This window comes from Silvimonas soli (genome assembly GCF_030035605.1).
GTDB lineage: Bacteria > Pseudomonadota > Gammaproteobacteria > Burkholderiales > Chitinibacteraceae > Silvimonas > Silvimonas soli.
In genome coordinates, this window is the sequence record NZ_CP106736.1 from 1,053,630 (window position 1) to 1,066,223 (window position 12,594).

Annotated in this window: 11 protein-coding genes; 5 read left to right on the forward strand and 6 right to left on the reverse strand. The window is 57.6% G+C overall.

What is annotated here, in order from left to right; genetic code table 11:
- Nucleotides 1–44 precede the first annotated feature (44 nt).
- Nucleotides 45–797, reverse strand: coding sequence for a DsbC family protein (locus tag N7220_RS04850; protein WP_283150335.1), 753 nt, complete (start codon nt 795–797; stop codon nt 45–47).
- A 10-nt stretch (nt 798–807) separates the two neighbouring features.
- Nucleotides 808–1,983, reverse strand: coding sequence for a UbiH/UbiF family hydroxylase (locus N7220_RS04855; protein WP_283150336.1), 1,176 nt, complete (start codon nt 1,981–1,983; stop codon nt 808–810).
- A 129-nt stretch (nt 1,984–2,112) separates the two neighbouring features.
- Between N7220_RS04855 and N7220_RS04860 the strand changes: the two genes are divergently transcribed.
- Together N7220_RS04860 and N7220_RS04865 are read left to right on the forward strand one after the other, a co-directional pair.
- Nucleotides 2,113–4,392 carry a DNA internalization-related competence protein ComEC/Rec2 gene (locus N7220_RS04860; RefSeq protein ID WP_283150337.1) on the forward strand — a complete coding sequence of 760 codons (2,280 nt, stop codon included), beginning with the start codon at nt 2,113–2,115 and terminating at the stop codon, nt 4,390–4,392.
- A gap of 72 nt (nt 4,393–4,464) precedes the next feature.
- On the forward strand, nt 4,465–5,250 hold the full coding sequence (locus tag N7220_RS04865; protein WP_283150338.1) for an MOSC domain-containing protein: 786 nt from the start codon (nt 4,465–4,467) through the stop codon (nt 5,248–5,250).
- 29 nt (nt 5,251–5,279) lie between these two features.
- On the opposite strand, the gene N7220_RS04870 is transcribed toward N7220_RS04865, so the two are convergent.
- On the reverse strand, nt 5,280–6,194 hold the full coding sequence (locus tag N7220_RS04870; RefSeq protein ID WP_283150339.1) for a response regulator: 915 nt from the start codon (nt 6,192–6,194) through the stop codon (nt 5,280–5,282).
- Nucleotides 6,195–6,242: 48 nt separating this feature from the next.
- Entirely contained in the window at nt 6,243–7,019 is a 777-nt protein-coding gene (locus tag N7220_RS04875; RefSeq protein WP_283150340.1) for a ParA family protein, read from the reverse strand.
- Between the two features lie 205 nt (nt 7,020–7,224).
- Here N7220_RS04875 and N7220_RS04880 point away from each other — a divergent pair, with 205 nt between their 5' ends.
- Complete coding sequence (locus N7220_RS04880) at nt 7,225–8,292, forward strand: porin (RefSeq protein ID WP_283150341.1); 1,068 nt, start codon at nt 7,225–7,227, stop codon at nt 8,290–8,292.
- 91 nt (nt 8,293–8,383) lie between these two features.
- Here the strand turns inward: N7220_RS04880 and N7220_RS04885 are convergent, their stop codons facing one another.
- Nucleotides 8,384–9,235, reverse strand: a complete 852-nt coding sequence (locus tag N7220_RS04885; protein WP_283150342.1) for an AraC family transcriptional regulator — start codon at nt 9,233–9,235, stop codon at nt 8,384–8,386.
- A gap of 114 nt (nt 9,236–9,349) precedes the next feature.
- Between N7220_RS04885 and N7220_RS04890 the strand changes: the two genes are divergently transcribed.
- Nucleotides 9,350–10,357 carry a phytanoyl-CoA dioxygenase family protein gene (locus N7220_RS04890; protein ID WP_283150343.1) on the forward strand — a complete coding sequence of 336 codons (1,008 nt, stop codon included), beginning with the start codon at nt 9,350–9,352 and terminating at the stop codon, nt 10,355–10,357.
- A gap of 146 nt (nt 10,358–10,503) precedes the next feature.
- On the opposite strand, the gene N7220_RS04895 is transcribed toward N7220_RS04890, so the two are convergent.
- Nucleotides 10,504–11,541, reverse strand: coding sequence for a CDP-6-deoxy-delta-3,4-glucoseen reductase (locus N7220_RS04895; RefSeq protein WP_283150344.1), 1,038 nt, complete (start codon nt 11,539–11,541; stop codon nt 10,504–10,506).
- Here N7220_RS04895 and N7220_RS04900 point away from each other — a divergent pair.
- Complete coding sequence (locus N7220_RS04900; RefSeq protein ID WP_283150345.1) at nt 11,534–12,532, forward strand: NAD-dependent epimerase/dehydratase family protein; 999 nt, start codon at nt 11,534–11,536, stop codon at nt 12,530–12,532. The two genes, N7220_RS04895 and N7220_RS04900, sit on opposite strands and share 8 nt — an antisense overlap.
- The last annotated feature ends 62 nt before the right edge of the window (nt 12,533–12,594 follow it).

Consider the following 12,594-nt stretch of genomic DNA (forward strand, 5'->3'; position numbering starts at 1 on the left):
TTTTTATTTGTCCACACCTTCGCCCAATTCGCAGGCGGCGGGTTTTACTGCCCGGACTGATCTGGGCCGCCCTTGGCCAGCAACGCTTCCAGTTGCTCTTTAGGGATAGCACCGGAGACCATGCGGCCGTTGGCAAACACCAGTGCGGGCGTACCGGTAATGCCCAGCTTGTCACCCAGTGCCAGATTCTTCTGGATAGGCGTATCGCAATCGCCCTTGTTGTCTGGCAACTTGCCATGATCCATCCAGTCGCGCCACGCGCCGTCACGATCTGCGGCACACCACAGCAACTTGGACTTGCGCTCGGCATCCGGGTGGATATTGAGCGGGAACAAGAAGGTGTAGATGGTGACGTTGGTCACGCCAGCCAGGCTATCCGATTCCAGTCGCTTGCAGAACGGGCAATCCGGATCGGAGAACACCACCAGTTTGCGACTGCCATCGCCGCGCACTTCTTTGAACGATTGATCCAGCGGCAATTTGCTGAAATCGGTGCGGCGCAATTCAGCTGCGCGCGCTTCGGTAACGCTGGTCTTGTTTTTCATGTCGATCATGTCGCCGATCAACACGTAATCACCCTTGATATCGGTGTACAGAATCTGGTGACCGGCAACGACCACTTCGTAGATTCCTTTCATGGGCGACGGGTTCACGCTGGTGATTTCGCGTCCCGGCAATTGTTGCTGCAGCTTGTCGCGCAATTGCTTGGCATTGACGGTTTCTGCTTCGGCCGAACACGCGGTCAGGGCAACCAGACCCACAACCGCCAGGCTACGCATCATTTTCGAAAACTTCATTGTTTATCCTTCAAGCGTTCATTGCATGCTGAATCAAACGGTTTTTCAGCCATACCCATTGGTCGGTCAACCCCAGCCCGGTATTACGCATCAAGCGCAAAACCGGATTGGTGTTGTTGAAAAGTTTCTGCAGGCCATGCGTAACACCCTGCATCAGTAAAACATTCTCGCGCCGGGCGCGTTCATAGCGCCGCAGCACAAGGTAATCACCACACTGCGTGGGCGCTTGGGCAGCCAGAACCTTTGCCAGTTCCATAGCATCGCCAAACCCCAGATTCACCCCCTGCCCCGCCAATGGATGCACCGCGTGGGCGGCATCGCCAATCAACGCCAGATGCGGGCGGGCCAGATCAGCCACATGCATCAAGCGCAGCGGAAAAGCCGCCGGAGGCGTACGCAATTGCAATTGCCCCAGACGCCCCTGCCCGGCCTGCGCCACTTGCTCGCACAACTCAGCGGGAGAAAGCGCCAGCAACGCTTGTTTACGCTCGTCGTTGCAAGACCAGACCATGGACATCCGTTGCCCGGCCAATGGCAACCAGGCCATCACGCCGTCGGCAAAGAACCACTGACTGGCGGTACTCAGATGTGGTTTTTCGCAATCAAAATTGGCAACCACGCCCCATTGTTCATAGGACGTTGTTTTATCTTCGATGCCCATTTGCGCGCGCACCCAGGATTGCACGCCATCTGCGCCTACCACCAGACGCGCGCTCAAGCGGCGACCCTCTTCCAGCGCCAGCAGCATGCCATCGCTTTCGTCGTGCAAAGCACTGGGTTTGGCTGGAGCAATCAGCGTGACATTAGGCGCGGCTTGCGCTGCCAGCCACAACGCACGCTGCAGTTCGCGCGATTCGACAATCTGTGCCAGTTCATCAGTGCCCGCATCGGTAGCATTGAAGGCCAGTTCCGAACGACCATCATCCCCGGCAATGCGCATCTGCGCGACGGATTGCAGGCGAGTGGCGTCCATGTGCTGCCAGGCGCCAATCGCAGTCAAAAACCGGCGGCTGGCCGGGCTGATGGCGTAAATGCGGCTATCCCAGGTTTGGGCATCCCAAGTCTGGGCGGGCTCGCGGCTATCAAGCAAAGTGACCTGCAGCCGGGTGTCTTTCAGTGCGCACGCCAGCGCGCAGCCCACCAGACCACCACCCACGATCAGAACATCTGCGTCGTAAAATTTCATGCGGGTGAGTTTAGCAGATGCCTGGTGTCCCTTGGGCGGCCCCAACTGCGCTTCTGACAAATTGACCATCAACAATACCCGGTGACGGGCGCGTCGCTTAATCCATCACACGCTGTCAGGCTAGCGGCCATGTTGCTGCGTTATCTGTCTGTCCTGGCCAGTTTTGTCACCGGTGTTTGTCTCTTGCAAATACAACCGGTCTTGCCAGCTTTGCTCTGGCCGCTGCTGGTGGCATTGGCCGCCGCCACGTTGGTTTGGCAGGCACAACGCTGGCGCCTGGCAGGTTTGATCATCCTTGCGGCGACCTTGGGTTTTGGCTACGCCGATCTTCGCGCAAATTGGCGGCTGGCCGACCGGCTACCGCAAAACATGGAGCGCCAAGTGATCACAGCGCGCGGTTATGTCGCTGGCTTGCCGCAAACCGGGCAATTTGGTCCGCGCTTTGTGTTCGTCACGCAGGATGTACTGACCGCCGGCGCCACACTGCCGCGCCGACTCTCCGTTCAGTGGTACGGCGATCATCCGGAACTGCGCAGCGGTACGCGCTGGGAGTTCGATCTCTCCGCCAAACGCCCGCACGGCCAGCAAAATCCCGGTGGCTTTGATGTGGAAGGCTGGATGCTACAACAGAACCTCGGCGGCAGTGCCAGCGTGAAAGGCGCCAGACCGTTGCCGGGTTATGCCTGGCAGGCCGCTATTGACCGGGTACGTGAAGGCATCGTCGATCATATCAACGCCGTGCTGGGCGACGCACCCTACGCTGGTGTCATCGCCGCCATCGCGACTGGAGATCGCCGTGGAATCTCACCTGAACAGTGGCAAAGCTTTGCCCGGGCCGGGATCAATCATTTAATCGTCATATCAGGACTTCACATCAGCATGGTCGCCGCGCTCGCCGGATTGGCAGCCGGCGGTGTCGTTCGCCGCATCCCCATTCTCGCCCGCCGCTTGAGCATTCCCCGATTGCGCCTGTGGTGTGGGCTAGCTGCGGCGATTGGCTACAGCCTGTTGGCCGGGCTCGGTATCCCGACGCAACGCGCCGTCCTCATGCTGGCTGTTGGCGTTCTGTGCCTGGTCAGCGCGCGGCCGATGGCACGCAGCCTGATCTGGCTGTTGGCGTTATTCATCGTGGTACTGGTTGATCCTTTTGCCGTCATTTCTGCCGGGTTCTGGTTATCGTTTCTGGCCGTCGGCGCCTTGTTGTGGCTGAGCGGCAACCGTTTGCAACAAGCGCGAGGCTGGCGCGGCTGGGCGTCTATGCAACTCGCCGCAACGTTAGGCACCCTGCCCATTCTGCTTTGCGTATTCGGCCGCATGCCGTTGATTTCTCCACTGGCCAATGCCATCGCCATTCCAGTAGTCAGCATGGTGGTCACGCCACTCACTTTGGTCGGACTACTGGACCCCACTGGTTATGCGCTGCAGGCGGCGGAACGCGTGTTTGCGTACACCAACTTTGCTGTGACATGGCTGAGCAGCCTGGCACCTTCCCCGGTTTTCGTTCCGCCATCGCGCTTTGCTGTGGCGTTCGCGCTGCCGGGCGTGCTGATCTTGCTGTTGCCGCGTGGGCTGCCCGGGCGCTGTTTTGGACTGGTGATGCTATTGCCCTTGTTCGTTGTTCCCGCTGTCCGAGTAACTGAAGGCGAATTCCGGGCAACGGTAATCGACGTCGACCAGGGCTTGTCGGTATTGATCCAGACCCGTCAGCACACGCTAGTGTTTGATACTGGCAAACCCGGCCAGGCGCAGCGGGCAATCTTGCCGGTGCTGCAAAGCAACGGCGTTTCATCACTCGACACCTTGGTGGTGTCGCACAAAGATAATGATCACTCCGGCAGTGCCGAAGCGCTGATGCACGCGATTCCGGTGAATACGTTGCGGGCGCAGTTGCCGACGGATCATCCGGCGCATGCGCTGGCCCGACACGATGAACCTTGCGCAGCTGGCGACGCGTGGACTTGGGATGGCGTGGAGTTCACCGTGTTGTGGCCAGTGGCCGGAGAACCCATGCCCGATGAAAATGCTCGCGGTTGCGTACTGGAAATCGAAACCGCCCATGCCCGCATGCTGATTACCGCCGATGTGGGCGTCGCCCAGGAAGCCGCCATGCTGGAGCGCAACTGGCTAGGGCATTTCAACGTCGTGGTCGCCGGGCACCACGGCAGCATTACTTCGTCATCACTAGCCTTTGTCGAGACGACACACCCGGACTGGGTGGTGTACTCATCCGGCTTTCTCAACCGCTTTCGTCATCCCCGGCCAGAAATCGTCGCACGTTACGCCGCACAAGGTGCGCAGGATTTGCGCACCGATCGGGACGGCGCCGTCATCATCACAACCAGCGGTAGCGAAGTAGCCATTGAGCGCTGGCGCGAAACGCATCCACATTACTGGTTTATGCAGTGGTGATAAGCTAGCGCTCTATTAGTACATCCATATCTGCAGCGCTTCGCCGCTTGATTGCGCACTTGCGAGACTTCCATGCCCACGCTTTCTGCCATTTATCGTTATCCGGTTAAATCCACCCAAGGTCTGTCGCTAACGACCAGCGAGTTGTCCCCGTCGGGCCTGCCCGATGATCGCGCGTGGATGGTGACTTCAACCGAGGGCCGCATGATTACCGGGCGTGATTGCCCAACGCTGGTCAAAGTCGTCACCGACGTGGACGAGCACAGCCTGACCTTGTCCGCTCCTGGCATGCCGGTCCTGAGCGTGGAACGCGCATTGTTTAGTCAGGCCTGCCCGGCATCGGTGTGGAAAGACGATTTTGCGGCCTGGTCTGGCGCCAAGTCGGCAGACGCCTGGTTCAGTGATTATCTGGGCCGCGCGGCGCGGTTGTTGTATACCGGCGAAACCCAGCGTCGGGTGCGGCCTTTTCCGGATGTGCCACTGTCTTTTGCCGACGGATTTCCACTACTGTTGATTGGCGAAACTTCACGCCAGCAACTCAGCGAATGGGTTGGCCGGGATATGGAAATGGCACGGTTCCGGCCCAACCTGGTGATATCCGGCGCACCCGCCTTTGCCGAGGATGGCTGGAAGCAGATCCGCATTGGCAATGTGATGTTTCAGATTGCCAAGCCCTGCGGGCGCTGTGTATTCACCACGGTTGATCCTCAAACGGCCGAAAAGTCAGCCGACCAGGAACCACTGCGTACCATCGCCCAGCGGCGTAAAGGCCCGGAAGGGGCAGAGTTCGGGCAAAACGTGCTGGCAGGCAATGTTGGGCGGATTGAAGTAGGCATGCCGGTCGAGATTCTGGAGTAACCGTCCGCCTGCGGGATGCTGGTTAGCGCTCATGCGCCAGCCAGAGACACCCGTGCCACGACCGTATTGCCTTCGCCCTGATATTCGATCTGGTCAAACGACAGCATGCGCGCCATGGAAATGCCGCGCCCGTGCGGATCAAACGCCCGCTCCGGCGAAAACTCCAGGAATGGCCGCCAGTCAAAACCCGCGCCCTGATCGGTGATCACGATGGTGATTGCCGCCTCACCCCGCTGAAACTGCACCCTTACGCGGCGACCGGCGTAGTCCGGGTGGCTCAGCCGGGACTCAATTTCATCCTGCCAACGCCCTAACTGCAACAGCCGCGTTTTTTCGCCATAGCGAATGCCTAAATTGCCATGCTCAACCGCATTCACCAGCAATTCGGACAAACCCAGCGCCACGCGTTGGGGTTCCGGGCAGGCGTGCGATAACACTAGCGTGAGTTGCCGGGCTTCTTCCAGTGAACGGAATTCGAACTCGGCATTGATCAACTGGCCATAATTGCCAGCTTGCGCCACCAGTTGCTGTTCAAGCCGGCGCTTTTCGCGATAGAAATCCACCGCCGCGCTGACAATGGCCAGCAGCATGTCGCGCTGAAACGGCTTTATTAGATAGTAATACGCCCCGGCGGTAAGCCCTTCCCGCACGTTTTCCGCTGCGCCAACTGCCGTTTGCATGATCACGGGGACCTGCATCAGCTCCGGTTGCTGCTTGAGCCGCGCCAGCAATGCCATGCCATCCATCCGCGGCATCATGCGATCCAGCAATATGGCATCGAACGCCCGATCAGTTGCCAGCAAGTCCCATGCAGCCTCGCCGTCTTCGGCAGTAATGACTTCATAATCAGCGTCTTGCAGATGCTCGCTCAGGATTTCGAGATTGAACGGCTCGTCATCCACAATCAACAAACGGGGTTTTCTATCGATACTGCCGGAATTCATGAATACAGCACTCCTGAGTCAAATCATGCGGCGAACACACCTGGGCCGCTACTTTGCCAGTGATTGATAGAGCTCGCTAAACGCTTGCGCAAGTTTATGGCGTGGATCCAGTTGCACCAATGGCATCGCCCGCTCATGCGATTCGCGGATTTTGACCGAACTGGATAAGTAGGGCTGCAGTACCGGCAGCCCTTGGGCGGCGAGTTCCTCGACCATTCGGGTCGGCAAACTGGCGCGCGCCTGAAACTGGTTCACGATGATGCCTTCCACTTCCAGCCGCGGATTGTGATCCGCCTTGATTTCCGCCACTCGCCCCAGCAAACCGACCAATGCTTCACGCGAAAACGCGTCGCAATCGAAGGGAATCAGGCACCGATCGGCGGCAATCAGCGCTGAAAGCGTGAAGAAGTTAAGCGCCGGTGGCGTATCAAGCCAGATTTCGTCGAAGCGCCCGCCAAACTCCTGCAACGATTCACGCAGCTTGTAGATCTTGTAGCGCGCTTCCAGTTTGCTTTGCTGCTCGGCCAGGCTGTCGCCAGCAGGGAGAAGAAACAAGCCCGGGCACGGCGTGGCATGGACGAAATCATCCATCACGTGAGCGTAAAGACTGAAATTAAGTGTTTGCTCGAAGAACTCGGTCAGCGTCGGCGTGGCCTGCGCCAGCACCTCGCCCAACAGGTAGCGACTGGTGTTGGCTTGCGGGTCGAGATCGACTACCAGCACCGAACGACCGGCTATGGCGGCCGCTGCAGCGAGATTGACTGTGATGGTGGACTTGCCCACCCCACCCTTCTGATTGAACACCACACGACATACCATGGGCATTGATCTCTTACCAGAGCCTTGCGGGAAGTCAATATAGCACGCGGGTATGTAGCGCGTTAGGTCAAAAAAATTCCGTAAAAATTCACATTATGCCGTTGGAAATAGTTACGGGTGTGCCAGAAGCCCTCTCCTTAAACTGCATCCAAGTTTGCGGCCATGCCGACAAGCCAAACAAGACGTGGATTAAGACAAAGGAGAACACATTATGAAAATCAAATACACAACACTCGCAGTTGCTCTGGCTCTGGGTGCTGGCGCTGCCATGGCTGACGTGACCATCGACGGTAACATCACCGGTGGCGTGCAATACCTGAAGGCTGGCGACACCAAGTCCGGCGGTGTTTCTTATGATGCAATCATTGGTGTGTCCGGTAGCGACAAGCTGGATGCCGGCGGCAAGCTGATCTGGCGTGTTGAGCAAGAAATCCAGAGCCAGCCTGGCGACCGCAGCCAAGGCGGCGTAGCCAACTGGGGCAACCGTCAAGCGTACATCGGTCTGACTGGTGACTACGGTACATTCCGCGCCGGTAACATGCTGACCCCGACTTATGACACTCTGGACGCTCTGTATGCCAACACTGGCGCAGAATGGCTGGCACGTGACTACGGTATGGGTCAGTCGAACTACGCCAAGAACGTAGCTCGTTACGACACCCCTAACCTGTACGGCTTCAACGCTTCGGCAGCTTACCTGTTTGAAGATCAAGGCGTGCAAGGCAACAAGGGCTACGACGTTGCTGCAACCTACAAGTGGGAAGGCCTGGGTGTTCAAGGTACTTACCAAAAACGTGACAACGTTCAGTCCTCCACTACTGACGTGACTTCGCAACAAGTGCTGCCAGATGGCACCAACACCAAAGACTGGTACGCTGGTGCGAACTACAAGTTCGGCAATGGTATCGGCGTGAAAGGTGGCTTCAAGCGAGCTCAAGCTGATGGCACCGCACTGGGTGGCGAACAACGTCAAGACATGTGGATTGCTCAAGGTTCGTACGAAACCGGCAAGCACGGCGTGTACCTGAGCTACTTCAACCTGCGTGATGGCAAGCTGAACGGCGCTGACCAGAAAGACTCCGGCGCACAAGCAATTGACGCACGTTACAACTACAGCCTGTCCAAGCAATCGCTGGCGTTTGTTGACGCTCGCTACGTGAAGAACCAGGACAACGCATCGTTCAGCGCAGCTGACGACGCGCTGTACTACGGCAACACCGGTGCAGATGCTGGTGAAAGCAGCTACCGCGTCATGGCTGGCGTGAAGACCTACTTCTAATCAACCGGTCTCTCCTGGTAATTTGAAGTTAGCCGGGCCGCAAGGCCCGGCTTTTGTTTGCGCGTCATTTGGGCAACTGCGGGATTCATCATTACCGATAATGCTGGCGAAACTGCCTTGGGGTAATTCCTTTGGTGGCCAGAAACTGGCGATTGAAATGCGCCAGATTCCGATAGCCCGCAATCTCGGCAATCACCCCAACGGGTTTGCTGGTCTGAATGAGTAGTTGGCAAGCGTGCCCGATGCGCAACTGCGCTTGATAAGCCGTCACGGTTTTGCCGGTATGGCGCTTGAAGAAGCGGTGAAACGCCCCGACCGACAACGCCACCTTGCGTGCCAACTCCTCCACCGGCACTGGTTCGGCAAAACGCTGATGCAAAATATCCAGTACCTTGCCCAGCCGTTCACCACTACCATCCGTACTCGCCCGCATGATCTGTGCAGATAATGTCTGCGCGCTGGCGTCCTGCGCCAGATCAAGCAACACATCCAGCAATACGGGCATGCGCCGCCCGGCATCCAACGCATTTAACGACAGCAATTTGGGCTGCACGCGAGCAGCCGCTTCGGCAGAAAAAGCCAATGCTTGCAACGCGTTATCCGCCAGTCGCTGGATAGGCAGCAACTCCGGCAAATCCGTCACCAACCGCGTTACCCAATCCCGACTGAACCACACCACAACTGCCAGCACCGGGCGTGTGCTTTCCAATGCCTGCGCGGCGGACCAGGTATGTGGCAAGTTAGGCCCGACCAGCACCAGATCTCCATCGGCAAAGTCGCCCAGGTGATCCCCCACATAGCGCTGGCCGCACGCGTTAACCGTCAGCGTCAGTTCGTATTCGGGATGGTAATGCCACTCAAAAGGCAACTCCGGTAGCTCGCGCCACAGCAACGCCCAGGATGCGCCATCGGGAACAGTAACGTGCTCTAGTTGCGGCTTCACTTTTGTACCTGCACTGCGCAATGAAACGTCACAATAGTATCAAACTGCGCCAGCTACGGCGCAATTCACCGGTCTTTGCCCGTGCACAATCAACCGTCCACACCGGAGACCGACATGAATGACCGTTATCAATACGGCGACAATCGCCCAGGCAACCCATCTGTTGCTTATCTTGAACAAGTCCAATTGCGTGATCTGCGAAAGCAGCTACCGTTGCGAGTGTTGAGCGAGGCTGACTTCGCTCACTGGCAGCGTTATGGCTTTGTAATCATCAAACAGGCCATCACCCCGGCCGAGGTCAAACGCACTACCGATTTTTTATGGGAGTTCCAGGAGTTAAGCCCGCAAGACCCGGCCAACTGGAGCAAGCCGCAGTTGCGCGACCATGAAATGAAAGAGCTCAATGGCTCCGGCATGGTCGAGGCATACCAGAACCAGACCATGTGGAATAACCGCCAGAACGAGCGCATCTACAATGCGTTTGTGGATATCTGGGACCGCGAAGACTTGTGGGTCACTATTGATCGCGCCAATCTCAATCCACCCAACCTGGGCACCCGCAAGTTTGGCGGATTCATTCACTGGGATTCCGACACCACGCTCGACCCGCTGCCAGTCAATGTTCAGGGCGTGCTGGCATTGTCTGACACCACCGAGGAAGGTGGCGGTTTTCAGTGCATTCCCGAATTATTTGAACACTTTGCCCAATGGCGCCAAAGCGCCCCGGCGGCTCGCAATCCGTGGCAACCAGACTTGACCACCGTACCGTGGTCACCGCGGTTTATTCCGATGCAGGCTGGAGATTTGTTGATCTTCAACAGCTTGCTCGCCCACGGTATCCGTCCAAATACCTCAAGCAACAAGGTGCGGCTGGCGCAGTACATTTCATTTACCCCTGCTGACGAAACCAATACCGAGTTGCGAAATTGGCGCGTCGGTAGCTGGTACCGCCGCGAACCGGCGCGGGGTTACGCCTTTCCTGGCGATCCACGCAATTGGGAGCAAACGCGTTACCCGCGTGCAACCCTGTCGTCGCTGGGCGAGAAAATTCTTGGCTTGCGCCACTGGAGCGATGAACAACTGGCTGTTGAACCAGCAACGCTGCAACCGGTCACCCAATAATCCAGGCTTTCCTTGCACTAGCTTGACCCCGCTTCGGCGGGGTCTTTTTTTGGGCCAGCCATTTGCATATCGGCATCGCTGGCGTCCAACAAAAAACCACCCGCAGGTGGTTGTTTGCATACATCCGCAAAAGCACAAAACGAAACTCAAGCAACCGGTGGCTTGGTCAGATCTTTGGAGCTGAAGAATGCGTCGGAGAAGAATTCATCTTCCGGCAAGCCGCGCGAAACAAAATTCTTGAAGGCCGCCTCCACCATAACCGGCGCACCGCAAGCGTAAACCTGCCGCCCGGCCAGACTGCCAAAGTCATCCATCACCGCTTCGTGCACCAAGCCCGTACGCCCCGACCAGTTGTCTTGCGGCAATGGGTCTGACATTACCGGGACAAACTTGAAGTTCGGATGCGCTTGCTGCCAGTCGGCAGGCAGTTGCGGCATGTACAAATCCTGCAAGCTGCGGCAGCCCCAGTACAGGATCATCTCGCGCTTGATGCCCTTGTTGAAGGCGTGCTCCAGAATGCCCTTGATTGGCGCAAAGCCTGTACCGGTGGCGATAAAGATGATCGGCTTGTCGCTGTCTTCACGCAGGAAGAACGACCCCAGCGGTCCGGTAAAGCGCATGATCTCGCGCTCTTTCATCTCATTCCAGACATAGTTGGCAAACTCGCCACCGGGCATGCAGCGGATGTGTAACTGCAGGAATTCGTCATCATGCGGGGCATTGGCAATAGAGAAACTGCGCTTCTTGCCACCCTTGGTATGCAGGTCGATGTATTGCCCGGCCAGAAACTGCAAACGTTCAGTCGTCGGCAGCTTGAACGACAGTACCGCGACGTCATGCGAGATTTTTTCGATCTTCTGCACCCGGCACGGCAAGGTTTTGATCTGGATATCTTTGGTGGCCGAGACTTCACGGCATTCCACCGTAATGTCGCCCGTGGGAACCGCGCAGCAATACAACGCCATGCCACGCTCACGCTCCATATGTGGCAAAGCGGATTCGGCGTAACCATCTGGATAATCGACTTCGCCACTCACCACTTGGCCCTTGCAAGCACCACATGCGCCGTTTTTGCAGCCATAGGGCATGCTGAAACCGGCAGCAATGGCGGCATCAAGGATAGTCTGGCCGTCTTCCATGGTGATTTGCTGGCCAGCGGGGAGGATGGTAAGTTGCTTGGACATCGTAAAATCTTTCCAGATCAATCAAGTGTTGCCAATAAACAGAATTAGATCGCGTCACCTCATGCGCCCCCGCTTGTTGATAGCCGGTTGTGGCGACGTCATTTCGCGCGCACTGCCCTGGTTGCTGGCACGGTTTCAAGTCTTTGTGATCTGCCGCCGCGAAGATCAGGCCGTCGAACTGCGACACGCCGGTGCCCATGTATTGCGGGCCGACCTTGACGATGCGTCTACACTCAGCCGCCTCGGCGGCCTGCGCGCAGCACTGATTCATAGCGCGCCGCCTGTTGCTTCAGGTGAGGCCGATTTGCGAACTCACAAGTTGCTTGCTGCATTACAAAAATCGTCGGCAAGACCACAGAAGCGGCCAATTTTAGCATACCCAACCCTGGCGGCTGTCTACATCAGCACGACCGGGGTCTATGGAAATGCCGACGGCCAATGGCTGGACGAATGCGCGCCATTGCGACCGGATTCCGCACGTGCCCAGCGACGAGTCAGCGCAGAACAGCAAATGCGGACTTGGGCGCGGCGCGCTGGTCGGCGCTTAAGCATCCTGCGGGCGCCTGGCATCTATGCCGAAGGCCGTTTGCCAGTAGAACGGGTTAGGCGGGGCGATCCTTCTATCAATCCCGCAGAGGACAGCTGGTCCAACCATATTCATGCCGACGACCTGGCCCACGCGGTTTGCCTGGCGTTATTTCGGGGCAAACCATTACGGGCCTACAACGCGGTGGATGATCACCCGACACTCATGGGCGACTGGTTTGACCAGGTTGCCGACGCCTGCGATCTACCCCGACCACCACGCATCGCCCGCAGCGAAGCCAGTCAGCAGCTGTCACCGGCGCTGATGTCGTATCTCAATGAATCCAGAAAACTGCGCAACTGCCGTATCAAACGAGAATTGCGCCTGCATTTGCGCTGGCCCACGACAATGAAATATTTGCATTCGCAAATTTCTCATAAATTGCCTAAGGTCAAACCTCAGTAGGTCACCGAGTCGTATCGTTTTCCAATTAGCCACGGCTTGCCGTGGCTTCCTCCTTTTATCCT